General features: G+C 33.5%; 24 protein-coding genes. 12 read left to right on the forward strand and 12 right to left on the reverse strand.

Annotation, left to right across the window (positions count from 1 at the left end; all coding sequences use genetic code 11):
• Positions 1 to 96: 96 nt before the first annotated feature.
• Positions 97 to 666: a DUF3109 family protein gene (locus ACIDC4_RS15115; RefSeq protein ID WP_230033315.1), complete on the reverse strand. Its 570-nt coding sequence runs from the start codon at positions 664 to 666 to the stop codon at positions 97 to 99.
• Between the two features lie 410 nt (positions 667 to 1,076).
• Between ACIDC4_RS15115 and ACIDC4_RS15120 the strand changes: the two genes are divergently transcribed.
• The 3 genes from ACIDC4_RS15120 (at position 1,077) to ACIDC4_RS15130 (ending at position 2,571) form a co-directional block, all read left to right on the forward strand.
• Positions 1,077 to 1,655, forward strand: a complete 579-nt coding sequence (locus ACIDC4_RS15120; RefSeq protein WP_194617767.1) for a MarC family protein — start codon at positions 1,077 to 1,079, stop codon at positions 1,653 to 1,655.
• Between the two features lie 106 nt (positions 1,656 to 1,761).
• Positions 1,762 to 1,962 (forward strand): hypothetical protein, encoded by a 201-nt coding sequence (locus ACIDC4_RS15125; RefSeq protein WP_017496183.1) that lies wholly within the window; start codon positions 1,762 to 1,764, stop codon positions 1,960 to 1,962.
• Between the two features lie 3 nt (positions 1,963 to 1,965).
• Positions 1,966 to 2,571 (forward strand): FAD-dependent oxidoreductase, encoded by a 606-nt coding sequence (locus ACIDC4_RS15130; protein WP_412043413.1) that lies wholly within the window; start codon positions 1,966 to 1,968, stop codon positions 2,569 to 2,571.
• Between the two features lie 200 nt (positions 2,572 to 2,771).
• Here the strand turns inward: ACIDC4_RS15130 and ACIDC4_RS15135 are convergent, their stop codons facing one another.
• The 5 genes from ACIDC4_RS15135 to ACIDC4_RS15155 all read right to left on the reverse strand — a co-directional run bounded on the left by ACIDC4_RS15135 (position 2,772) and on the right by ACIDC4_RS15155 (position 6,151).
• Positions 2,772 to 3,083, reverse strand: a complete 312-nt coding sequence (locus ACIDC4_RS15135; protein WP_230033321.1) for a hypothetical protein — start codon at positions 3,081 to 3,083, stop codon at positions 2,772 to 2,774.
• 75 nt (positions 3,084 to 3,158) lie between these two features.
• On the reverse strand, positions 3,159 to 3,524 hold the full coding sequence (locus ACIDC4_RS15140) for a nuclear transport factor 2 family protein (protein ID WP_412043414.1): 366 nt from the start codon (positions 3,522 to 3,524) through the stop codon (positions 3,159 to 3,161).
• Between the two features lie 19 nt (positions 3,525 to 3,543).
• Complete coding sequence (locus ACIDC4_RS15145) at positions 3,544 to 5,121, reverse strand: S41 family peptidase (RefSeq protein ID WP_412043415.1); 1,578 nt, start codon at positions 5,119 to 5,121, stop codon at positions 3,544 to 3,546.
• Positions 5,121 to 5,552 (reverse strand): deoxycytidylate deaminase, encoded by a 432-nt coding sequence (locus tag ACIDC4_RS15150; RefSeq protein ID WP_065448582.1) that lies wholly within the window; start codon positions 5,550 to 5,552, stop codon positions 5,121 to 5,123. Before ACIDC4_RS15150 ends, ACIDC4_RS15145 begins: the two co-directional genes overlap by 1 nt.
• A 5-nt stretch (positions 5,553 to 5,557) precedes the next feature.
• A complete protein-coding gene (locus ACIDC4_RS15155) occupies positions 5,558 to 6,151 on the reverse strand; it encodes a HupE/UreJ family protein (protein WP_230033328.1) in 594 nt (197 codons plus the stop codon).
• 168 nt (positions 6,152 to 6,319) lie between these two features.
• Between ACIDC4_RS15155 and ACIDC4_RS15160 the strand changes: the two genes are divergently transcribed.
• Complete coding sequence (locus ACIDC4_RS15160) at positions 6,320 to 6,751, forward strand: tellurite resistance TerB family protein (RefSeq protein ID WP_065448584.1); 432 nt, start codon at positions 6,320 to 6,322, stop codon at positions 6,749 to 6,751.
• Positions 6,752 to 6,895: 144 nt separating this feature from the next.
• On the opposite strand, the gene fbp is transcribed toward ACIDC4_RS15160, so the two are convergent.
• Entirely contained in the window at positions 6,896 to 7,903 is a 1,008-nt protein-coding gene (gene fbp, locus ACIDC4_RS15165) for a class 1 fructose-bisphosphatase (RefSeq protein WP_230033330.1), read from the reverse strand.
• A gap of 264 nt (positions 7,904 to 8,167) precedes the next feature.
• Between fbp and ACIDC4_RS15170 the strand changes: the two genes are divergently transcribed.
• From ACIDC4_RS15170 to ACIDC4_RS15180, 3 genes are all read left to right on the forward strand, one after another.
• Entirely contained in the window at positions 8,168 to 8,656 is a 489-nt protein-coding gene (locus ACIDC4_RS15170) for a GNAT family N-acetyltransferase (protein WP_230033332.1), read from the forward strand.
• Between the two features lie 69 nt (positions 8,657 to 8,725).
• Positions 8,726 to 9,988: an aspartate kinase gene (locus tag ACIDC4_RS15175; RefSeq protein ID WP_412043416.1), complete on the forward strand. Its 1,263-nt coding sequence runs from the start codon at positions 8,726 to 8,728 to the stop codon at positions 9,986 to 9,988.
• Positions 9,989 to 10,149: 161 nt separating this feature from the next.
• Positions 10,150 to 10,365, forward strand: a complete 216-nt coding sequence (locus ACIDC4_RS15180) for a hypothetical protein (protein WP_412043417.1) — start codon at positions 10,150 to 10,152, stop codon at positions 10,363 to 10,365.
• Positions 10,366 to 10,411: 46 nt separating this feature from the next.
• On the opposite strand, the gene ACIDC4_RS15185 is transcribed toward ACIDC4_RS15180, so the two are convergent.
• From ACIDC4_RS15185 to ACIDC4_RS15195, 3 genes are all read right to left on the reverse strand, one after another.
• A complete protein-coding gene (locus tag ACIDC4_RS15185) occupies positions 10,412 to 12,589 on the reverse strand; it encodes a TonB-dependent receptor domain-containing protein (protein WP_412043418.1) in 2,178 nt (725 codons plus the stop codon).
• A gap of 113 nt (positions 12,590 to 12,702) precedes the next feature.
• Complete coding sequence (locus ACIDC4_RS15190) at positions 12,703 to 13,764, reverse strand: helix-turn-helix domain-containing protein (protein ID WP_412043419.1); 1,062 nt, start codon at positions 13,762 to 13,764, stop codon at positions 12,703 to 12,705.
• 38 nt (positions 13,765 to 13,802) lie between these two features.
• Positions 13,803 to 14,141 carry a helix-turn-helix transcriptional regulator gene (locus ACIDC4_RS15195; RefSeq protein WP_412043420.1) on the reverse strand — a complete coding sequence of 113 codons (339 nt, stop codon included), beginning with the start codon at positions 14,139 to 14,141 and terminating at the stop codon, positions 13,803 to 13,805.
• 370 nt (positions 14,142 to 14,511) lie between these two features.
• Between ACIDC4_RS15195 and ACIDC4_RS15200 the strand changes: the two genes are divergently transcribed.
• The 5 genes from ACIDC4_RS15200 to ACIDC4_RS15220 all read left to right on the forward strand — a co-directional run bounded on the left by ACIDC4_RS15200 (position 14,512) and on the right by ACIDC4_RS15220 (position 20,385).
• A complete protein-coding gene (locus tag ACIDC4_RS15200; RefSeq protein WP_412043421.1) occupies positions 14,512 to 14,742 on the forward strand; it encodes a hypothetical protein in 231 nt (76 codons plus the stop codon).
• 46 nt (positions 14,743 to 14,788) lie between these two features.
• Positions 14,789 to 14,959, forward strand: a complete 171-nt coding sequence (locus ACIDC4_RS15205) for a hypothetical protein (protein WP_412043422.1) — start codon at positions 14,789 to 14,791, stop codon at positions 14,957 to 14,959.
• Between the two features lie 90 nt (positions 14,960 to 15,049).
• Positions 15,050 to 18,481 carry a hypothetical protein gene (locus ACIDC4_RS15210; protein WP_412043423.1) on the forward strand — a complete coding sequence of 1,144 codons (3,432 nt, stop codon included), beginning with the start codon at positions 15,050 to 15,052 and terminating at the stop codon, positions 18,479 to 18,481.
• 63 nt (positions 18,482 to 18,544) lie between these two features.
• Complete coding sequence (locus tag ACIDC4_RS15215; protein ID WP_412043424.1) at positions 18,545 to 19,078, forward strand: hypothetical protein; 534 nt, start codon at positions 18,545 to 18,547, stop codon at positions 19,076 to 19,078.
• A gap of 236 nt (positions 19,079 to 19,314) precedes the next feature.
• Complete coding sequence (locus tag ACIDC4_RS15220; protein ID WP_412043425.1) at positions 19,315 to 20,385, forward strand: glycosyltransferase; 1,071 nt, start codon at positions 19,315 to 19,317, stop codon at positions 20,383 to 20,385.
• Between the two features lies 1 nt (position 20,386).
• On the opposite strand, the gene ACIDC4_RS15225 is transcribed toward ACIDC4_RS15220, so the two are convergent.
• Positions 20,387 to 21,682 carry a porin gene (locus ACIDC4_RS15225; protein WP_412043426.1) on the reverse strand — a complete coding sequence of 432 codons (1,296 nt, stop codon included), beginning with the start codon at positions 21,680 to 21,682 and terminating at the stop codon, positions 20,387 to 20,389.
• A 170-nt stretch (positions 21,683 to 21,852) separates the two neighbouring features.
• Positions 21,853 to 22,932 (reverse strand): sensor histidine kinase, encoded by a 1,080-nt coding sequence (locus ACIDC4_RS15230; RefSeq protein ID WP_230033359.1) that lies wholly within the window; start codon positions 22,930 to 22,932, stop codon positions 21,853 to 21,855.
• Between the last annotated feature and the right edge of the window lie 265 nt (positions 22,933 to 23,197).

Genomic DNA, 23,197 nt, shown 5'->3' on the forward strand with positions numbered 1-23,197 from the left:
TTTTCAATTGTTTTTAAAAGTTTTTTTTTGAGTTAAAACTATATTTTTTGAGTTAAAATATATCACCCAAAAGCGGTAACTAGAGCGCCCGGATTTTTAAGATTTTTTAAGTTCTTCGGCCACTTTTTCAAGCTCCAAATACCAATCCTGACCAAAGCGGCGAATCAATGCTTCTTTGACAAATTTATAAACCGGAACTTCGAGTTCTTTACCTAAAGAACAGGCATCATCGCAAATATCCCATTTATCATAATTGACTGCAGCAAATTCTGTAAAATCTTTTACACGAATTGGGTATAAATGACAAGAAACCGGTTTTTTCCAATCTACGATTCCCTGATTGTAAGCTTGCTCGATTCCGCAAAGAGCCGTTTTTCCGTCAAAAATAACGTAAGCGCAATCTTTTTCGTCGATTAATGGTGTTTCAAGATCACCATCGGTTCCTTTAACCCAGGTTCCTTGTGCTTCGATAGCAGCAATTCCTTCTTTGCGTAAAAAAGGTTTTACTTTAGGATAAATTTCTTCCAGGATTTTAGTTTCTTCTTCGCTTAATGGCGCACCGGCATCTCCGTCAACACAGCAAGCTCCTTTACAAGCTGACAAGTTGCACACAAATTCTTTTTCAAGAATATCTTCTGAAATAATGGTTTTTCCTAATTGAAACATGATAATAAAATACTGAAATTTATAAAGTGCAAAGATAGACAAAGAAAGTAGATGAAATGAGATTAAATTTTACCGCATATATTCTACCACAGAGTTGCACAAAGTTTTTTCACAGAGATCCACGAAGATTTATTTAAGAATTGTTACAATTTAAATCTTCAAGCTTTGTGAACTTAAAAAACACTCTTTAAATTAAACTTTGCGAAACTCTGTGAAAAAACTTTGTGCAACTCTGTGGTAAAAACAATAAAACATTTGCGAATCTTTGCGGTTAAATTATCTTTTGTTACAAATATCACTTTTTCAATACGTAAAACGTGTTTTTATAACAAAAATACATCGTATTAAAAAAACACCTACCTTTATTATCTACCTTTGCAAAAATTTTAAACGCTTAAAATCAAAGTAATATGTTAGAAATCGACTTTAAAGAAATAATTACTGTTGGAATGGTACTTTTTGCTGTAATTGATATTGTGGGTTCTATTCCTATTATTGTGAATTTAAGATCAAAAGTGGGGCACATCGAATCTGAAAAAGCTTCTATTGTTGCCGGACTTATTATGATTGTGTTTCTTTTTGTTGGAGAAGGCTTCCTGAGTCTTATAGGTATCGACGTGCATTCGTTTGCTGTTGCAGGTTCGTTTGTATTGTTCTTTCTGGCTTTAGAAATGATTTTAGGAATCAGAATCTATCGTGACGAAGAACCTGGATCAGCTTCTATCGTTCCGTTAGCGTTTCCGTTAATTGCCGGAGCGGGAACAATGACCACTTTATTATCGTTACGATCTCAATTTCACACCATTAATATTATTATTGCTATTTTACTCAATATCATATTGGTTTATATTGTTTTAAAATCTTCTAAAAAAATCGAAACTTTATTAGGAGAAAACGGACTTGGCGTGGTTCGTAAGACATTTGGAGTGATACTTTTAGCGATTGCTGTTAAATTATTTGCTGCTAATGTTAAAGGTTTGTTCGTCTAACATTTATTTTTATAAATTTACCCCATAAAATTTTTAAAATACAACTTTAGGACATTTTTTAAGTCATAGAGTTTTACTTTATTATTTAGGCAAATAAACAACCATTATGAAAATTTTTACTTCAATCTTAGTGCTTTTAGCATTAGCTTTAATTGTTTTTAATATTACGTTGCTAGACTTCAAAAATCCTTTTCAGGGAGACAGTGTAGTTGCTTTTATTGGAATCGCAGCTTCATTTTGTGCCGTATTGATTCTTTTAATCTTTAGAATTTCTAAAAGAATCGAAGAAAAAACAAACGGACGATAATATATGTTTGACGTTTTAATTATTGGCGGAGGTGTTTCAGGTATGTCTTGTGCCCTCGTTTTAGGATCAGCCAAAAACAAAGCTTTTGTTACCGATAAAAAAATCGGAATTTTTACACATCAAAAAAATTCTTCTTTACAAGAAGCAATTTTCTACAATGCTTATGGTATAACGCCAGGTAAATTAGGATCTGATTTGCTTACAGAAAGTACGCAGGATTTAGCTACGGCCTATCCGCATATTACACAAATCGCAAATGAAAAAGTAATTAAAGTAGAAGGTACTTATCCTGAATTTACTGTTACTACAAACAAAAACTTCTACCAGGCAAAAAATATCGTTGTTGGGATTGGTTCTGCCAATACTTTTGACATCGAAGGTTTGACGCAATACATCGAGCCACATAAAAAAGCATTACCCGAAAAACAACGTATTCAGCTTAAAAACGACGATCATAAAGTAGCTGACGGTATTTATGTTACTGGAACTTTAGCTGGCTGGAGAAGCCAACTGGCAATTGCTGCCGGAAGTGGCGCTGCCGTTGCAACAGATATTCTTACTTTATGGAATAACGGTGTGCAAACTCATTCGCACGATAGTATTCGATAAAAACTCACTATAAAATTATTAAACCATATAAGTTATATAAGTTCATTTAATTTATGCGCGAAGCATTTACACGAACTTATATAACTTATATGGTTTACTTTTTTTACCTAACCAAAAAAATCTTTGATCTGCTCTATAAGTCCTTAATCTATGCGCAACGCATTTATATTTACTTATATATAGCTTATATGGTTTAATTTTTACTTAACCGAAACAATTTCTTTCACAGTAATATGTTTCTCTGTATCTGTTTTCCAGATTTCTCCTTTTACTGAAACCTCATCGCCTTCTTTAAACCTTTTGTAGTTTTGTGGCCCTCCAACATTTACAATGCTTACCGTCGCGAAATAAACCTCATTTTTATCGGTATTGATTTTGGCTGTGTAACCGTCTTTTCCGTTTTCTATAGATTCAACTTTTCCTGAAATCGTATTTTTATCTTTCATACACGCGCAAGAAATTACAAAAGTCATTAGTAAAACCAGAAAACTTATTCTTTTTAGATTTTTCATGTTTATATTTTAAATGTAAATCTCGCTCTTTTTAAGTGAGTTTTATTACATTATATTTTAAAAATTATTATTATTTTATTGTAGAGCAACACAACTTCCGGCAATTACTTTTAGGCTTTCGCCGAATTGTTTCCAGACTCTTATATAACGAAACGAATTAGCGATGGGATTATTATCGTATGTTCCTTTTAATAAAATGATCACGCTAACTACTGCCGTATCCTCAATTACCTTAATGATTTGATCTGCAGCTTCCAGTGTTTCGATTTTAATTTTGCCTGAACGGTACGATTCTAAATCAAATTCTTTTGTAATGGTTTGTCCGTCTGGTAAATTAAAAAGCAAATCATCATGCAATAATTTATCCAGTGTTGCAACATCGGCAGTTCTAATTGCTGTTAAAAGTTCGATTTCAGCATTTACAATAGATTCTATTTTCATCTGATACAAAATTTAAGGATTACTTTTTCGGATTCAAAACGGCTTTGATCATGGCGTCATCTTTCAAAATAACGTCATAATAATATAGCTCTCCATAAAGCTGACGAGCAAATTCCGCAGTAATATAACGATTTACCAAAGCTTTGGTTTTATCTAACTTCAAGTCTAACCCTGTCATTAAAATATACGTTCTGAACTTTTTGAAATACGCATCAGAGTTTTTCATCTTAGTCAGAAACTCATTAAAATGAAGGCCTTTAAAAGCATCTCTGTTTTTGTCTAATTCTTCAAAAACAAAATGTCCTACGATTCCGGTTTGCATCAAATAAGCCACATTTTCATTTCCGTGTTCGGCTTCAATCGGTACAAAAACGTCAGGAACAATTCCTCCACCGCCGTAAACAATTTTACCTTTTGGAGTTTTAAACTTTAAAGAATCTGCAACTTTTATACTGTCTTTTGCATAAAGTTCGCCTGATTTTATACGCGATTCTGATTCTTTATAATATTCTTCGTTTCCTTTTTTATACGGTTTCTGAATCGATCTTCCGGTTGGTGTATAATATCTCGCCACGGTTAATCTTACGGCAGATCCGTCGTTGAAATCCATTTCGCGTTGTACTAATCCTTTACCAAAAGAACGGCGGCCTACAATAGTTCCGCGATCACTATCCTGAATTGCTCCAGCCAGGATTTCACTTGCCGAGGCGCTATTTTCATTAATTAAAACATACACTTTTCCGGTTTCAAAACTTCCCGCTTTTGTAGCGAATGTTTTTTCGGTAGTTCCATTTTTATTTTTGGTAAAAACGATCAGTTGTTTGTCTTTCAGGAATTCATCAGCAATTGCAATAGCTTCTTCCATATAACCACCGCCATTATCGCGAAGGTCAATGATAAGCGATTCAATTCCGTTTTGTTTCAATCTCGTTAAGCCGGTTTTGAATTCATTAAAAGTAGTTTCGGCAAAACGGTTGATTTTGATATAACCTGTTTTATTATCGAGCAACAAAGAAGCATCGACACTTTTTATAGGGATAATATCTCTTTTTACTTTAAACTTGAGTTTCTTTTGTTCTGATTTTCTAAAAATCGTCAATTCAATCTCAGAACCTTTTATTCCTTTTAATTTCGAAAACAAACTATCCGAAGGCAATCTTCTGCCGTACAATTTCGTTTTTCCTGCAAATAAAATCCGATCACCTGATTTTAATCCGGCTTTCGCCGAAGGTCCGTTTTCGACAGGCTTTATTATCGCAACAGAATCTTTATACATATAAAAATTGATTCCGATTCCCACGAAATCACCTTTCATACTTTCTGCTACTTCAGCTTGTTCTGTTGGCGGAATATAAACGGAATGCGGATCTAATTTCGATAAGATATTATCTACTGTAAGATTGACAATAGAATCTGTATTGATGCTGTCGACATATTCGTTATTGATAAAATCAATGAGTTTATTCAGCTTGGTTTTCGAGTAATTTTTAGCCAAAAGCTGATCATCAACGGGAGCATTCATAAGGCTTCCACTGACAATACCAAGAGCAAAGGTCGCTCCGATAATGATTGGCAAATATTTTAAGTTCAATTTCATTACTCTTCTAAAACAGGAATATGTTCGACTTCGACACCTGCTTTTATTAAAAACTGAATCCCGGAATCATCACGATATCCGTTATGATACACCACTCTTTTTATTCCCGACTGATGTATCAATTTGCTGCATTCTTTGCAAGGCGAAAGCGTGATATATAAGGTTGCTCCTTCACACGATTGTGTTGATCTGGCTACTTTCAAAATCGCATTTGCTTCGGCATGCAAAACATCCCAACGGGTTAATCCGTCTTCGTCTTCGCAGCAATTTTCAAAACCGGATGGTGTTCCGTTGTATCCATCAGAAATAATCATTCGGTCTTTTACGATGATGGCGCCTACTTGTTTTCGTTTGCAATAGGAAAGTGCTCCCCATTCTGTCGCAATTCGCAAATAAGCTTTATCGTATTTATTTAATTTTTTTTCTTCCATTTATTTTATCTGTTCCAAATTGGGCTTTCGATAATCATTGGAACTACAACTCCAATAATAAAAGCCGACATTACAAGCGCCCAATCGCGCTTTGAAAAACGAAATACGGTTTGTACAATATAGGATATAATTAGTACCACAAACACTACAACTAACTGAGCTGCTTCGATTCCTAACGCAAACTCGCCTAAAGGTAGTAATTTTGAACTAGGTGATCCTCCTAAAATGGTCTTGAAATAATTCGAGAATCCAAGTCCGTGTATAATCCCAAAAAACAGGGTTACAAAAAACACTAAATTCAACCCGTCACTTTTGGATGTTTTCCCTGCTGTAAAAAGATTAAAAATCGCCGTTATTAAAATGGTGATCGGAATTAAAAATTCGACCGTATTGACTTTTATAGCAATGATTCCGTAAACCGAAAGCAATAAAGCCAATGTATGACCAATTGTAAAAACAGAAACCAAAAGCAATATGCGTTTCCAGTCTTTGAACAAATAAGGGGTTGTTAATGCTATTAAAAAAAGAACGTGATCATAAGCGTGAATATCCAAAACGTGCTTTAATCCTATTTGAAAATAAATCCAAAATTCTGACATACGGGTAATACTATTAAATGATTAGGGGTTGTAAACTTACGATTTATTTTGAAAAACTACAGATGTCTCAGATTAAATCAATGAATATTGAAAAGTTAAAATTTATGAGAAAATTAAAATTAATAATTTAAAATAAAATTTATCTTTGCCTTATAAAAATACCACATTATGCCATTTTCAGAATTATTTGATAACGAATTCAAAGAAAGAAACAGAGGCCATTTCTCTGCAATTGTTCGTGTAGCTTTCGCTGACGGAAAAATTAATGACGAAGAACAAACATTTTTAGATAAAATTGCTTCAACATTACAAATTTCAGAAGAAGAATACAAGGAAATCCTTAAAGATCCGTGGAAACACCCAATAAACCCTCCTTACTTATATACACAACGTTTAGAGCGTTTGTATGATTTGGCAAGAATGGTTCACGTAGACCACCATTTAGGAGATCAGCAAGAAGTAATGTTAACCCGTATGGGATTAGCTTTAGGATTTACACCAGGAAACGTAAATTATATTGTTAGAAAAGCATTGTCTTTAGTAGATAAAAAAGTAGATCTTGATACTTTCCTTTTCGAAATGGAAAACATGAACAAATAGTTTTCAGTTAACAGTCACAGTCACAGTAAACAGTTTAACTAAAATAAATAACCCGACAGATTTCAAAAATCTGTCGGGTTTGCTTTTTGTAGCCAAGTCTGAGACTGAAAACTGTGACTGAGACTGTAAAACTGAGACTGAATACTATAAAGCTTCTGCCATAAACTGCTCCGCTTTCTCTACCATATTATAACTTCCGCAGAAAAAAGGAACTCTCTGGTGCAATTCTGTTGGCTGGATTTCCATAATTCTTCCAAAACCATCTGTTGCTTTTCCTCCGGCCTGTTCGGCTATAAACGCCATTGGGTTACATTCGTATAACAAACGCAACTTCCCTTTTGGCGCTTTTGAACTTGTTGGGTATAAATAAATTCCGCCTTTGATCATATTTCGATGAAAATCAGAAACTAAACTTCCAATATATCTGGAAGTATAAGGCCTGTCTTCTTCTTCTCTCTGACAATATTTAATGTAGTTTTTTACTCCTTGCGGAAAATGAACATAGTTGCCCTCGTTTACTGAATAGATATTTCCGTTTTGTGGAAATTTCATATTAGGGTGTGAAAGGTAAAATGTACCAATTGCCGGATTCAGTGTAAAACCATTTACGCCATGACCGGTTGTGTACACCAACATGGTCGAAGTGCCATAAATTACATAACCTGCTGCAACTTGATTGATTCCCGGTTGTAAAAAATCCTCGCTTGTTACCGGGGTTCCGATTGGTGTTATTCTTCTAAAAACAGAAAAAATAGTTCCTACAGAAACATTTACATCAATGTTTGAAGATCCGTCAAGCGGATCCATTAAGATCACGTACTTATTATTATGACTGTTGTCGCTCCCCTGAACAGTAATAAAATCGTCGTTTTCTTCTGAAGCAATACCACAGACAATCTCACGGTTTATTAACGTCTGGATAAATACTTCGTTTGCATACACATCTAATTTTTGTTGGTCTTCGCCCTGAATATTTTGTTCGCCTGCAGCGCCAATAATATCCACCAATCCGGCTTTGTTTACTTTATAGTTTACGACCTTGGCCGCCAAACGTATAGAGTTGATAATTCGGGAAAGCTCCCCCGACGAATACTGAAATGCTTTTTGGTTCTCAATAATAAACTCTCCTAGTGTTTTATTGCGTTCTTCCATTGCTATATCGTTATAGTTTTTGATTATAAGTCACAAATATCGCTTTTTTTGTGAGAATGCTTCAAAAATTATTTTGTTAGTTTGCCACTATTGTATATTTGCTAATTAAAAGCGGGAAGTATCAGATAAAAAAATACATTTTTAGCTAATAAACGCTTAATAATAAGAATATATGAATTGCCCTTACAAGAAATTCGTACAAACAAATTTTTTAAATATTAAAGAGGGAATAGTATATTTAGGATTAAAATAAAATTACAGAATATGAATATTAGAAAAGGAAATCCTGAAGACATGGAATCGGTTTTGGGATTAATACAGGAGTTGGCAATATTCGAAAAAGAACCGGAAGCCGTTGTAATTACTGTAGAGGATTTAGTACGTGACGGTTTTGGTGAAAAACCACTATTTAATGTTTTTGTGGCAGAAATTGAAGATGAATCAAGCAACAAAGAAATAGTTGGTATCGCTCTTTATTATTATCGTTACTCGACCTGGAAAGGAAAAACCATACATCTTGAAGATTTAATCGTAAAAGAAAAAATGCGCGGCACAGGTTTAGGATCTGCTCTTTATGCTGAAATCATGAAACAAGGCAAAAAAGATAATGTTCGAAGAGTAGAATGGAATGTTCTGGACTGGAATACTCCTGCAGTAAAATTTTACGAAAGCTCAGGTGCAAAAATCCTTGAAGAATGGAGAGTTGTTCAAATGGATGAAAACGGAATTAATTCGTTCTTAGAAAAATTATAAAAATAAAATAAACCAGATTTCACTCAAACCCCGAATCTGAAATCTAAAACCTGAAATCTAAAATTAAAAATGAGAGTATTTAAATTTGGTGGAGCATCAGTTAAAGATGCCGATGGAATTAAAAACGTATATGACGTTTTACAAAAAGTAGGTTATGAAGATGTGATTTTAGTCGTTTCGGCGATGGGAAAAACTACAAATGCTCTTGAGGTTGTCATCAAAAATTATTTTGAGAAATCAACAGAGTTGAATTCATCCGTACAAGAAATAAAAAAATATCACAATCAAATATTATTGGATTTATTTGAGGATGAAAAACATGAAGTTTTTACGGCTGTAAAAGCGCAGTTTTCTGAATTAGAATATTTCCTTGCACATAATAAATCGCCAAATTACAACTTTGTTTACGATCAGGTGGTAAGTTTTGGAGAATTAATTTCGACTACTATTTTAAGTCATTATATGAATTACAGAGGTATTCATACGCAATGGCTGGATGTTCGTAATTTCATTAAAACCAATGCTAATTACAGAGATGCCGAAGTTGATTGGGAAACGACTCAACAATTGATCAGCAAAAATGTAAAACGTAAAATATTAAACATCACACAAGGATTTTTAGGTGCCGATGAGAATAACTTTACAACAACTCTTGGTCGTGAAGGTTCTGATTATACGGCCGGAATTTTTGCTTACTGCCTAAATGCCGAAAGTGTAACGATCTGGAAAGACGTTCCGGGAGTTATGAATGCGGATCCGCGTTATTTTGAAAATGCGAGTTTATTAAATCAAATTTCGTATCGTGAAGCGATCGAATTGGCTTTTTACGGTGCTACCGTTATTCACCCAAAAACTTTACAGCCATTACAGAAAAAAGAAATTCCGTTGTATGTGAAATCGTTTATCAACCCGTTACTAAAAGGAACCTGCGTTTCTAAAGGTGTTGATTTAGAGCCGCAATATCCTTGTTTTATTGTAAAAAGAAATCAGCTTTTGATCTCGCTTTCATCAATTGATTTCTCTTTTATTATGGAAGAAAACATCAGTGAGATTTTTGCTTTGTTTCATGAATTCAAAATAAAAGTGAATCTGATTCAGAATTCAGCTATTAGCTTTTCTGTTTGCGTAGAAGATAAATTCGAAAACTTTAATGAATTGAATGCGATTCTTTCGAAAAAATTCAAAGTTGATTATAATGAGAATGTGACTTTATATACGATTCGTCACTTTACAGAAAATGCCGCCGAAACTGTTGAAGCAAACAAAACTGTTTTACTAAAACAAGTAAGCCGCGAGACGATGCAGATTGTTACGAAAGAGATTAATAACTAAATCTTTTTTATTTACGTTAATTATTTCAATTCAAATATATTTAAGAAAGGCTTCGCATAATTGTGAAGCCTTTTTTATAACCCATTTTATGCATTTATCGCATAAGGAATTTTATAAATAGTATGTAGTTTTGAAAAAGTGAATTAAAGCATTTTGCTATTATGAAAACCAGAACTACGCGTTTTATTATCAATTATATTATAAGTCCTTTTTATATAGTAATATTGTTTAGGATTATGTTTTTTGAAGATCATGAATCTTTTACAGAAAAAATAGCGCTTCACAAAGCCGATCCAAAAATGTATCTGGCGCTTTTACTTTGTTTTATTAGCTTGTTTTTATTGCGTTGGGGAATGAAATTTCCGAAAACTTCTTAAAAAGAAAAACAAAAACACTCTATTTAATGAATGTATTAGTCTTTAACTATCTCGCCCTATTATTCTCCGTTTGTTCAATTTCTGATTTTTTATACGTTGCCTTTTTTGAATTTCCAAAACTATACGTTGCTATCAGTTTAAAATAATTGGTTGTATACGTTCTGTGATAATAGATTTCGGTTTGTCCTACGTCATAATTACCGGAAACCATAAAGTCATGAAAGATATCATTTGCGGTAAAATTGAGTTTTAGCGCCTCTTTAAAAAAGTTTCTTTCGATTCCTACAGTAACTGTCGACCTGCTATTTTCACTTCGTAATCCGTAACTCTTATCGCCCAAATACCACGCTAATAATTGTATTTTAAAAAGATCCGGAATCGTAAATGTATTATTCGAATACAAATAGATTTGAGGTTTGACCGGACCCAAAGCATATTCATAAAAATTATCGATCGATTTACTTAAATTCATACTAATTGTATTTGTTGAATTCCACCATTTGTTTGTAAATGATCTTGAAAGTGAAGTAAAAAAAGTATGTTCTTTTTCTATATTTAGTGATCTCAAAATATAACTGTTAGGCGTATCGCCACGCAATGCAGCTCCAGAAATTGGATCGATTTTATAAGTATATCCTATTCTAAAATCGAACTTTTTGTACATCGCACCAATTTCAAAGGCATGAACTTTTTCAGGCAATAAATTAGGATTTCCTTCTATAGTGGTAAACGGATCCTGATAAATAACAAACGGATTCAAACCCTGATATCGTGGTCTTGTTATTCTGGAAACATACGATACATGCGCTTTCAAATCATCTGAAACATCCATATTTAGTAACACATTCGGGAAAAAATTGGCGTAACTTTTTTTGAATTCCTGAATCCCGTTTGCAGTAGTATGCAAATTATAACTTGTCCATTCGCCTCGGGCTCCAAAAGAAAAATTAAACTTCTTTCCTAATGAACTTCCATAATTAAAATAAACTGCACTGATTTTTTCAACGTATTTAAAATCACTCGAAAGTTGATCATCAGGTTCAAATTCCCCATTTTCTACATCAGAAATCAGGAAATCTGTTCCTGCTTGTACTTTCGCATTGCTAAATTTTGCTCCGGTTTCGATCTTTGTATTTTCATTTATCTTTTTAGAATAATCTGCCTGAATGCTTATAATATCAATTGTATTGTCAACATTATTCTTCAAATACTTTTCAGTATTTCGTTCGTCGACCAAACTATTTTCATCAATAAAATCTTTTACAATTCCGTTATAATTAGAGTATTGCGTTCCTATAAATAACGAAGAACCTTTACTATCTGTTATGGCATTATAATTTAGATTAATGAACTGATTCAGCAGCACATCATTTTTAGCAACATCCGTGGCATAAAAACTATCTCCAACATTATTACTAATGGAATTTCGGCTTTCTACAACTCCTCCCAAATCTTCAATATTCCCGCTATAGGCCAAGGAGATATAATTCTTTTCAGAGAACGTGTATTGCAATCCAAAACCAAAATTAGAGTAATTATTAAACTGTCTTCTCCAATCTGTAGTTAAGTCAGATCGCATGTAATCCTCCGGATTAGGTCGTGTTCTGGTGGTGTATAATAATTCACGGCCTTTGCCCAATTGCAATCCGTAGTTGGTTATAAACGAAAATTTTCCTTTTGTATAATTAAAATCCAAAAGCGTATTCGTACTCGTTCCTGCGAATTCTGAAACTGTAATTTGTTGACTTGCGCTTCCTAATATTCCGTTTTCGATATTCTTTTTGGTAATAATATTAATGACTGCTTTTCCTTCGGCATCATATTTTGAAGAAGGATTTGAGATTACTTCAATCTTTAAAATTTGAGAAACCGGGATTGCAGCAAAACGCTCATAATTAATCAAAATTCCATTAAGGTAAATAATCGCTTCGCCTTTCCCGAGAACGCTTATTTGTCCTTCGGCTACAATAACATTCGGCACTCTGCCTAATAATTCATTTACAGAACTGCTTGTCGAAAGCAACGTATTAGCAACATTGACATCGATTGTTCCATTGGCTGAATATTTTACCAATGAATTTTGTCTTTTGATCACAACTTCATTTAACTCATTATTTTGATTTGTAATTTTCTCGGGAATTGTTGGCTTAGATTGTGCTTTTATTGCTAAGGCATAAAAAAGAAAGCAATAGGTGTAAATGAAGACAGAAACTGGGAATCTCATAGGTTTGGCAATTTAAAATTTGACTTTGTTGAGACAAAAGTCTATTCTAAATTGCAGGATGAAGTAATCGAAACAGAAATCAGGAGTACGAATTTATAAATTCATACTAAGCTTTAAGCCTGTAAAGCCTGAAGTTGGTAATTTAGCGGTGTAGTTCCGGTATGTTTTTTAAAGGCAGCGAAAAAAGTCGATTTAGAATTAAAACCTACATCATAACCAATAGATTCTAATGTCAGTTTATCATTTGAAGTGATGATTTTGCAAGCTTCATTTATCCTGAACTCATTTACAAAACTGGTAAAATTCTTATTCAGATTATTATTTAAAAACTGCGACAATTGATGACTTGAAATATTGAGCTCCTGAGACAAATCCTGTAAACTTAGATTGGAATTTTTATACCATTCTTTTTCGATCATTATTTTTTCCAGTTTGACGGATAAAATTGTGGCTTCGACTGAATCTATTTTTTTGCCCGAAGTTTTGGGACCATTTAATAAAAACAAATCATCGGTTCTTTTTCGGTATAAAAGGATAGAAATAATTAAATAGAACAGAATCGAAAAAACAATTGCTCCGCTAATATAAGTAGCTGCCGGAGCACCCATTATAGCAAGAAAATAAAAAAGAAACAAAAGAAAATTGCCCAGAAAAAGCATCCCGAACCACTTTTCTGCCGGAGTTGTTTTGTTTTTTCTGTTTATGATTTTCGCCAATATACCTTTGATGGTATAACATGAAAAAACAACATAAACAAACCATTGAAAATAAATGATTTTTATAAAATAACCGCGCCAGAGTTTTGGGTAATATTCATACGGAAATATAATGCCAACAGTAATAATAAGTATGGCCCAGAATAAAAGTATGAGTTTCCACGATTTCGGCATTATATTAATTTCAGCAACGGCTGATTTTAGGAAATAATATAAAAAGGGACCAATAAAAAAGCAAGCAGTTAACCCAATTTGTAAATATAATCTAGGTAATGTGGGATGAAAATATACAAATACCGATTTTCCAATCCGGATACTTAATGCGAATAATAATGCACCTAAAAAATAATTGGTCAGGAACTTTTTTTTGGTAAAAAAGAAGAAATACACACTTAAAATAATTCCATTAAAAACTCCTAATGCGCTAAAAAAGAATAAGAGTTCTTTGCTGGTATCCATAATTTAAGTTTGTTTTATCTTCACAAAGCTAAAAAAAATTATGACTTTAACGATTTTTTATCTTCTTTCAAATCCTTAATCATTTTTTTCAACTCTTTGATACGCTCTTCGTATTTCTCAATGATCTGATCTGATAATTGATCTGCGTCATTAATAGAAGATATTCCCCTATTGAGATCTACTTTTAGTAAGTCTTCCGGAGTTATTCCAAAAATTTTACAAATGGTTAAGATATGATTTGCCCATGAACTGCTTTCGCCGCTTTCCATTCTGGCATATGCTGATTGGGATATATGAAGACAATCTGCCACTTCTTCTTGTGACATTTTTTTATTCTTTCGGAGTATTTTAAGTTTATTACCTACAACAATATTCATATTTTATGGTATTTTTCCTTATAAACCAATAGAGGACGGTTTTATAAAAATATACTCACAAAAGACGAATTATTTTTAAATAAAAAAATAACTATAAATTACTTATTAAAATACCCGATAATCACATAATAACAAACCTTACAAAACAGTAATTTAGACTTGCCAAAAAACAAATAGACATTACCTGAAATCAGGATAAGATCTATTAAAAATTTAACCCCTAAAATCTAAATAATATGAGTAATCCATCATTGTTTTTATGTCTTCTAATAATAGTTATTGCGCTTGGCTACCGATTTTCAAAAAAGCATCGTTAAAAAATACCTTTGAAAATTAGTTAGTAATAATAAATTTAAAGCGCTAAAAAATCATGGGGATCAACAATAAACCTGATCAGGAAAACCAAAACGAATGGAATAATGATCCTGAGAACTGGATTTGGGGAATATTTTATTATAATCCAAAAGACAATAGATTATTTCCTCCTAAAAAAATTAAAGAATTGGGCTGGACGATTAATTTTGCCAATCCAAATTCTGTTTTTATAGCTTTGATCATAATTGCAATTCTTCTTATTCTGGCAGAACACGCCAACAATTAAATTCAAAAAAACCGGGTAATTACTCCTGATTAATATTCATTACAACATGAAATTCTTCCTATTCAAATATAGCATGGCTATTGTAAGCTGTCTGTATTTAGCTTACTTTTTCTATAGTCCGGATCATACCGGCAATATGATAAAAGCCGGAACATCTATTGTATTAGCATTATTAATTTCTATCTCGATGTTGAGTCAGATCAAAAGCAGAAAATAACTCAAAAAACACATAGTAAATCTCCAAATTAGAGACCCGGCATTTCCCAATTATAAATACTACTTTTGATTTTTTAGAGTTAAAGTATTTATGTTGAAAAAATTACTGTTTTTAACGGTTTTGATTTGGTATTCCGGGCTTCAGGCACAGGAAACGGAATCATCGTACAAAACGAAAAAAGTAATTGTAACACGGGATACGATTCATCTCGAAGAATTTAGTATCAATTCTGGTTTTTTCGAAATTTTAAATACTAAAAATCAACCTATAGATTCTACTTTATATAAAGTTGATTTTCAAAAAGGAACTTTGATTTTGAATGAAAATGCAGGTTCAGTTTTAGATACTTTAATTGTAAATTATTTAAAATATCCTGATTTCCTGACCAAAGAATACAGTCTTTACAAATCAGATCAGGTGGTTACCAATGATGTTGGTTCTGAGAGATTGTACCGAATTGATAATACCAGCACCAAAAAAGTCACTCCGTTTGATGGCTTACAAACTTCGGGAAGTATTACACGCGGCGTTACGGTTGGAAACAATCAGAATACGGTTTTAAACTCTAATTTAGATCTTCAGATTACGGGAAAAATATCCGATAAAATTAGTCTTCGGGCGTCGCTGCAGGACAATAACATTCCGCTTCAGGATGGCGGTTATTCGCAAAAGCTGGATCAATTCGACAATATTTTTATCGAACTTTTTAGTGACGACTGGAATATTCGTGCGGGTGATGTTTTTTTAGAAAACAGAAAAACGCAATTTTTAAATTTTAATAAAAAAGTACAGGGACTTTCGACAAGTTTTAATTTTGGAGATGAAGAAAGCAAAACCAATATTTTTGCATCGGTCGCTTTTGTAAAAGGGCAATACGCCAAAAGTACTTTTACGGGTCAGGAAGGAAATCAGGGACCTTATAAATTAAAAGGGCAAAATGGCGAATTGTATGTTTTGGTCATTTCAGGATCAGAGCGTGTTTACGTAAATGGTATTTTGCTAAAACGTGGCGAAAACAACGATTATGTTATTGATTATAATGCCGGAGAAATTACGTTTACGTCGCTTTTTACCATTACATCAGAAATGCGTATTAATGTTGAATATCAATATTCTGAAAGAAATTATAACCGTTTAGTTACGTATGCAGGTGCAACACACGAAAACAAAAACTGGAGTTTTGGCGGTTATATTTATTCTGAAAACGATATGAAAAATCAGCCGCTGCAACAAAATCTTTCTACCGAGCAAGTGGAGATTTTAAGCCAGGCCGGTGATGATCCTAATTTAATGAAAGCGCCATCTGCTTACGAAGATTCTTATGCAGATAATAAAATTTTATATAAAAAAATACTGGTCAATTCAGTAGAAGTTTACGAATATTCAAATGATGCCAGCAATGTTTTATACAATGTAAAATTTAGCCTTATGGGCAATAATCTCGGAAATTATATCATTCAAAACAACAACTCCGTAGAGCGCATTTATCAATATGTTCCTCCGGTAAGCGGCGTTTTGCAGGGAAATTATGAACCTATTGTACAATTGGTTGCACCGATAAAATTGCAGGTTGCCACTTTTTTAGGTAAATACAATCCTGACGAAAAAACGCTCGTTGACTTTGAAATTGCCATAAGTAACAACGATAAAAACCTGTTTTCGAAAATTGACGATGGCGACAATAGCGGAATTGCGGTTAAAACCAATACTAAAAAACGTCTTTTTACCCGCGAATGGACTTTAGATGCGTTTGCAAATTACCAGTTTGTTCAGGAAGATTTTAGATCTGTCGAGCGATTGTATAATATCGAATTCAACAGAGATTGGAACTTGAATGAATCACTTTTTGGTAATCAGAGTTTATTGGTTACGGGATTCAACTTTGATTTATTTGCTAAAAAACAAACCTCGAACATTGGTTTGCTTACTTATCAGTTTGAAAAATTAGACTACACCGAAAGTTATTCCGGAGCAAGACATACCACGACTGCTTTGTTCAAATTAAAAAACTGGACAATCGAAAATCAGGGCAGTTTCATGAATAGTGATGCGACAAATTCTACTTCAAAATTTATCCGAAATCAAACCAGAACCAAATATCATTTTGGCAAAAACTGGATTGGTGCCAGCATGCAACTTGAGGACAATCAGCAAAGGGATAAAGTTAGCAATCAGTTTTCGGCTTTAAGCCAAAAATTCACAGAATACGGAGCATTTATTGGTCGCGGTGACAGTACCAAAGTTTTTGTAGAACTGGGTTATTTACAACGCCGAAATGATAGTTTGCAAAACGGATTCTTGCAGCACGTAAACAATTCGCAAACTTATTATTTGAAATCGAAATTGATTCAGAATAAAACAACCGATTTAGCGGTTTATGCGAGTTATCGTAATTTAGATTTCATCAATTCATCCCGAAAAAACGAACCTTCCTTAAATTCGAGAATACTATATAATGATCGATTCTTTAACCAATTCATGCAAATAGGGTCGACTTACGAAACCAGTTCAGGTACAATTGCGCAACAGGAATTTACGTATGTAGAAGTTCCTACAGGACAAGGGGTTTACACTTGGAACGATTATAATGGTAATGGAATCCAGGAATTGGAAGAGTTTGAGATTGCCGCATTCCCGGATCAGGCCAAATTTGTTAGAATCTTTTTACCCAATCAGGTTTACATTAAAACCAATCAGAATAAATTTTCACAATCTGTTGCTCTGAATCCGCTTCAATGGCAAAATGAAACGGGTTTTAAAAAAATTGCTTCTTATTTTTACAATCAAACTTCGTTTATTATGGATCGAAAGGTAAAAAGCCAGGGCGAACGTTTAGAACTCAATCCGTTTGATTCATCTGAAGAAAATATTCTGGGATTAAATTCAAGTTTCAGAAACAGTTTATACTATAATCGCGGAAAGCAAAAGCATTCTGTTACCTATACCTATCTTATTAATAAAGGAAAAAATCTACTTTCGATAGGATCACAAAATGTTAGAAACAGTTCGAACCAATTACAATACACTCATTTGTACCAAAAAAGCTGGTTGTTTAATTTCTTTACCAAAACAATTAGCACCAACTTGGTTTCTGAAGATTTTGTCGAAAAAAACTATGATTTAAAAGGCTATCAGGTCGCACCAAAAATCAGTTATTTGTTTTCTAAAAATACCAGCTTAGATTTCTTTTACGAATTTCAGAACAAAGAAAATCAAATTGGAGATTTTGAAACTCTGATTCAAAACAGACTTGGAACTTCTTTTTCGTTTGCCGGAGAGAAAAAAGTAACCTTAAACGGAGAATTTTCTTTTTACCAAAATAAGTTTAACGGAAATGAATTTTCATCGGTAGGATTTCAGATGCTGGAAGGACTTCAGGAAGGGCAAAATTTAGTATGGAAATTGCTTTTACAAAAGAACTTAACACAGTTTCTGGATGTAAATTTAAATTATCAGGGACGAAAAAGTGAAACCGGATCAGTTGTTCATACTGGCAACGTACAGCTTCGCGCTTATTTTTAACACATTATGAAAAACGTATTCATAATTTGATTAATTTTAATTGAAATTTAAAACCGTAACCTTATGAAAAAATTATTATTACTTTGTTTTATGGTTGTTTTGTCGTCTAATTTTTATGCTCAGGAAACAGCTGTAAAAGACGCAAAAAGCAAAACTGAAACTGCTGCTAAAAAGAAAAAAGCAACTGCTGATAAAGCAGCATCAGATGCGAAAAAAGAAGCTGTAAAATCAAAAAAAGCAGCTAAAGAGGCTACCGATGCTTCGGCAGCAAGCACTGCAGCAACAAAAAAAGCAGCAGATAAAGAAGCCGCCAAAGCTAAAAGCGATGCTACAAAAGCCGCGAAAAAAGCAACTGCAGCAGGAGAAAGTGCAAAAGCCGATGCTAAAAAAGCCGATGCTAAAGCAACTGTAGCTAAAAAAGATGCCACGGCTACTAAAAAAACGGCTACTAAAACATTAAAAGAAACTACAGAGAAAGCTCCTAAAGTAGCTGATAAAGTTACCGGAGAATACAACGGGAAAAAAGTATATACCGGACCAAAAGGCGGTAAGTACTACATTAACAAAAATGGTAACAAAACGTATATTCAGGATTAGTTAAAGATACTGAGATGCTAAGACACTAAGGTGCTAAGTTTCTGAGGAGTTAAGATTAATAAAAAACCGAACTATAGTTCGGTTTTTTATTATTTAACAGGCAAAAAACTTAGCATCTTAGAGGCTTAGAAACTTAGAAGCTTAGAAGCTTAAATCAGAGTTAATAATTTAGTAATATGTACGAAATATCATAAAAAGCTTATTTCTTTATCTTCGTTTTTAAAAAGCGTTAAACTATGAGCATTGACTATTCTGCGAACAAAACAATTTTAGTTGCTCCATTAAACTGGGGATTAGGCCATGCCACAAGATGTATCCCAATTATAAAAGCGCTTCAGGAAAAAAATTTCATCCCAATTATAGCTTCTGATGGGATTGCATTGGCGTTACTACGCAAGGAATTTCCATATATACAAACACTTGAGTTGCCTTCTTACCATATTGAATATGCTAAAAATGGTAAAAACTTTAAATGGAAACTGATTAAAAGCCTGCCTAAAATGATCGTCGCAATTTTAGACGAGAAAAAAATGGTCAATCGCTGGATTAAAAAACACGGGATTGATGGTATTATTTCAGACAATCGACTGGGAGTTTTCAGTAAAAAAATTCCATCTGTATTTATGACGCATCAATTGAATGTCATGACAGGAAATACTACCTGGTTTACCAGTAAATGCCATCAATACATTATAAAAAAATACAACGAATGCTGGGTTCCCGATACTAATGAAAAGGTAAATTTAACCGGTGATTTAGGTCATCTTAAAACAAATCATCTTAATTTAAAATACATTGGTCCTTTGAGCCGAATGCGTAAAAAGGAAACGCCAAAATTGTATGATTTGATGGTGATTTTGTCCGGACCTGAACCTCAGCGCACTTATCTGGACGAAAAATTACAAAAAGAAGTGGCTAATTACCACGGTAAAGTTGTATTTGTACAAGGTATTATTGATAAAACCCAAACCAAATGGCAGGCAGGAAATGTGACGTATTACAATTTCATGAACTCAAAACAACTGGAACAAACTTTTAACGAAAGTGATTTTGTTTTATGCCGTTCGGGTTATACTACCGTAATGGATTTGGCAAAATTGGGCAAGAAAGCTTTTTTTATTCCAACTCCGGGACAATATGAGCAGGAATATCTGGCGATAAAACTTCAGGAAGAAAATCTGGTACCGTATGCATTGCAAAACGACTTTACCATTGAAGATCTTTCAAAAGTAAAGTCGTTTAAAGGTTTAACTCAGTTCAACGAAGATATCGACTGGGATTCTTTGTTTACCGTTTTCGAAGATTAGTTTAGAAATTAAACTGCGCTTGCAAGCGTAATAAATTTCCTTGCTGACGGTTGATTGGCAGCACGCTGTCTTCAAAAGTTCTGTCGGCAATGACATATTCTGCTGTAAACTCAAAAGCTTTAATTGGCTGCCATTCTATACCAATTTCATAATCTCTAACCACATAACTTCTGGCGTCTTTTTCGTATTTTTTTCCTCCGTCATAATATTGAAATTTGGCAAAAGGATATATATGTTGCTTTTTGATATCTAATTTATAATTCAGTAAAACATAACCTCCGTTTAAGTCTGTTTCGTCAACAGTATTAGTTACCGTATTGTATCGCGGTCCTGTACCAATATTATATTCTGTCTGGATTCCGAAAGGTCTTGGATATAAAACGAAAGTCGCTCCTACCCTTTGATCCTTTACATATTGAGGATCATTTACTTTTACTCCCGGTGAAATTTCGCCGGTAAAAGCCCACTTTCCTGTATAAGCCTGAATTCCGGGTTCGATAATCTGGCTGCCTATTACAAAAGGATATGTTGCTCTTGCGACAACATTCAAATCTCTGTTACCATCAAGTTTATTCGCTATTTGCCCATTGTAAACTCCAAAGGCAAAAACACCATAATCACCTGAACCTTTAAAACCATCTTTTACCAACATGGCAAAACGCTCTCTGATTTCGGCCGGAGCCCAATAAAAGAATATTCCTAAATCACGTTCGTTTAATATCGCGCTATTCATCGCATCATTACGGTCTAATGCTAAGCGTACAGAACTTGACTGCATGTTTTCGAAACCATACGGAATCTTACTTTGCCCTACACGAACTCTATATTCCTTTTTCTTATCAAAAGAAAGGTCGAAATACAAATCACGAATCTGGACAAAATTCTGGATTCCTGTGCTTGGCGAACTGGCAAAATCAGGCTGAAAATAGAAAAACACATTAGGATGTACTTGTCCTGAAAATACTAAGCGTGCGCGACGAATAAACAATCCGTTGTTTGCTTTTGCATCCGGATCTGTAGAGGTTGTTCCCCATGATTTATCGCACTGATCGCAGGAAACTTTATCATTTGTAGAGAAAAGACCATTGTATCGTATTTGTGCATAACCTCTTAAGGAGATTCTGTCATACCAGTGTTCTTCGACTCCTCCGCCAGATTTAGTATCTGGAAGTTTTGCTTTGTTGATAGAATCTAAAATACGCATTACTTCGTTTTTTACATCCTGTTTATTTAAATCCTGAGCATTTGCTGTAAAATTTAACAGCAATAAAACGGCAACCAATTTTCTTTTTATCATCCTTTCTCTAATATCCCTTAGTTTCAGGGTACAAAGATGTGGCATCAATGTTAAGAAATCATTAACAGGATGTTACTATAATAAAAATTTAATGTTACGAAGTTTTTCCGTAGTTTGATTAATTGTTAAAACGTCATGTTTTACAGCAGTCCGCTTCAATCAGCTTACAATTATTTAACTTCTGCTTTTATGGTTTTATGCGCTTTTTCGAGGGTAAAAGAGAATTCAGATCCAATACCGAATTCACTTTCTACATATACTTTCTCTTTATGCGCTTCGATAATATGTTTTACAATCGCTAATCCCAGACCAGAACCACCTTCTGAACGGGTTCCGCTTTTATCGACTCTGTAAAAACGCTCAAAAAGTCTTGGGATATTTTGTTTTTCAACTCCTTCTCCGTTATCACTAATTCTGATTAAAACTTTTTTCTTGGTTAAGTTTACAACACCAACTTCGGTTAAACCTCCATCTTTACCATACTTAATAGAATTGACGATCAGGTTCTCTAAAACTTGCTGAATCCTGTCCTGGTCTCCGCGAATAATAACTGACTGCACATTTTTACTTTCAAAAGCCAGTTTAATTTTCTTTTTGTCAGCTTTCATTTCCAACAAATCAAAAACATTCTGAATCAGTTCGACAATATTAAAATCAGTCATATTCAAATCCAGGTCTCCGGATTCCAGTTTGGTAATCATGTCCAAATCTTCTACTATATATATAAGGCGTTCTACTCCTTTTTCGGCACGTTTTAAATATTTTTTTCTAATGGTTTTATCATCCATGGCGCCATCCAATAAAGTCGAAACATAACCCTGAACAGTAAACAAAGGTGTTTTAAGTTCGTGCGAAACGTTTCCTAAAAACTCTCTGCGGTATTGTTCACGAATTTCGAGCATTTCGATTTCCAGCTTTTTGTCGGTAGCAAACTTTTTCACTTCGCGTGAAAGGGTTTCCATATCTGTAGTAATGGGCTGATTGATAAGTGTTGTAGATTCTAATAAAGAAACCTCATCGTAGATTTTCTTTACTCGTCTGTAAATAAAACGTTCTACACGATATTGCAATACCAAAAAGGAGAAAATATAAATTGAAATAATAAAGATTATCCCAAATGCAACCTGGTGTTTCAGCTGATTTTTATAAAATAAATTCATCAGAATCAGCACAAATCCTGTCCCGAAAAGACTGATATATAATGCCGACTTTACAGCAAATTTGTATGTTTTTTTAAAATTAATTTTCATTGATATTATTAACCGTTAACAGATTATATTTTTACCATATAAGTTATATAAGTTCATTTAAAGTAAAGCGTAATTGTATCATTACATTAAGAACTTAAAAAAAGAAATCTTTGTCAAAGTTTTGAACTTTGGCAAAGATAAACTTCGATTCTAAAAGTATGTATACTATATTTTAAATGAACTTATATTGGGTTCATTTTATGCAATTCGAATCGTTTAAATCTTCAGCAAAATCACTTAGAAACATAGTTCCTTAGTAACTTAG

The organism is Flavobacterium sp. C3NV, assembly GCF_046825355.2.
Lineage (GTDB): Bacteria > Bacteroidota > Bacteroidia > Flavobacteriales > Flavobacteriaceae > Flavobacterium.

Coding starts and splice junctions, on each gene's coding strand:
- ACIDC4_RS15170 (WP_230033332.1), top strand. CDS start 8,168: ATGAATATTAGAAAAGGAAATCCTGAAGACATGGAATCGGTTTTGGGA.
- ACIDC4_RS15125 (WP_017496183.1), top strand. CDS start 1,762: ATGAAAATTTTTACTTCAATCTTAGTGCTTTTAGCATTAGCTTTAATT.
- ACIDC4_RS15200 (WP_412043421.1), top strand. CDS start 14,512: ATGGGGATCAACAATAAACCTGATCAGGAAAACCAAAACGAATGGAAT.
- ACIDC4_RS15145 (WP_412043415.1), bottom strand. CDS start 5,121: ATGAAATTGAACTTAAAATATTTGCCAATCATTATCGGAGCGACCTTT.
- ACIDC4_RS15225 (WP_412043426.1), bottom strand. CDS start 21,682: ATGATAAAAAGAAAATTGGTTGCCGTTTTATTGCTGTTAAATTTTACA.
- ACIDC4_RS15155 (WP_230033328.1), bottom strand. CDS start 6,151: ATGTCAGAATTTTGGATTTATTTTCAAATAGGATTAAAGCACGTTTTG.
- ACIDC4_RS15220 (WP_412043425.1), top strand. CDS start 19,315: ATGAGCATTGACTATTCTGCGAACAAAACAATTTTAGTTGCTCCATTA.
- ACIDC4_RS15190 (WP_412043419.1), bottom strand. CDS start 13,764: ATGGATACCAGCAAAGAACTCTTATTCTTTTTTAGCGCATTAGGAGTT.
- ACIDC4_RS15160 (WP_065448584.1), top strand. CDS start 6,320: ATGCCATTTTCAGAATTATTTGATAACGAATTCAAAGAAAGAAACAGA.
- fbp (WP_230033330.1), bottom strand. CDS start 7,903: ATGGAAGAACGCAATAAAACACTAGGAGAGTTTATTATTGAGAACCAA.
- ACIDC4_RS15140 (WP_412043414.1), bottom strand. CDS start 3,524: ATGAAAATAGAATCTATTGTAAATGCTGAAATCGAACTTTTAACAGCA.
- ACIDC4_RS15215 (WP_412043424.1), top strand. CDS start 18,545: ATGAAAAAATTATTATTACTTTGTTTTATGGTTGTTTTGTCGTCTAAT.
- ACIDC4_RS15120 (WP_194617767.1), top strand. CDS start 1,077: ATGTTAGAAATCGACTTTAAAGAAATAATTACTGTTGGAATGGTACTT.
- ACIDC4_RS15115 (WP_230033315.1), bottom strand. CDS start 666: ATGTTTCAATTAGGAAAAACCATTATTTCAGAAGATATTCTTGAAAAA.
- ACIDC4_RS15210 (WP_412043423.1), top strand. CDS start 15,050: ATGTTGAAAAAATTACTGTTTTTAACGGTTTTGATTTGGTATTCCGGG.
- ACIDC4_RS15150 (WP_065448582.1), bottom strand. CDS start 5,552: ATGGAAGAAAAAAAATTAAATAAATACGATAAAGCTTATTTGCGAATT.
- ACIDC4_RS15175 (WP_412043416.1), top strand. CDS start 8,726: ATGAGAGTATTTAAATTTGGTGGAGCATCAGTTAAAGATGCCGATGGA.
- ACIDC4_RS15195 (WP_412043420.1), bottom strand. CDS start 14,141: ATGAATATTGTTGTAGGTAATAAACTTAAAATACTCCGAAAGAATAAA.
- ACIDC4_RS15230 (WP_230033359.1), bottom strand. CDS start 22,932: ATGAAAATTAATTTTAAAAAAACATACAAATTTGCTGTAAAGTCGGCA.
- ACIDC4_RS15180 (WP_412043417.1), top strand. CDS start 10,150: ATGAAAACCAGAACTACGCGTTTTATTATCAATTATATTATAAGTCCT.
- ACIDC4_RS15135 (WP_230033321.1), bottom strand. CDS start 3,083: ATGAAAAATCTAAAAAGAATAAGTTTTCTGGTTTTACTAATGACTTTT.
- ACIDC4_RS15130 (WP_412043413.1), top strand. CDS start 1,966: ATGTTTGACGTTTTAATTATTGGCGGAGGTGTTTCAGGTATGTCTTGT.
- ACIDC4_RS15185 (WP_412043418.1), bottom strand. CDS start 12,589: ATGAGATTCCCAGTTTCTGTCTTCATTTACACCTATTGCTTTCTTTTT.
- ACIDC4_RS15205 (WP_412043422.1), top strand. CDS start 14,789: ATGAAATTCTTCCTATTCAAATATAGCATGGCTATTGTAAGCTGTCTG.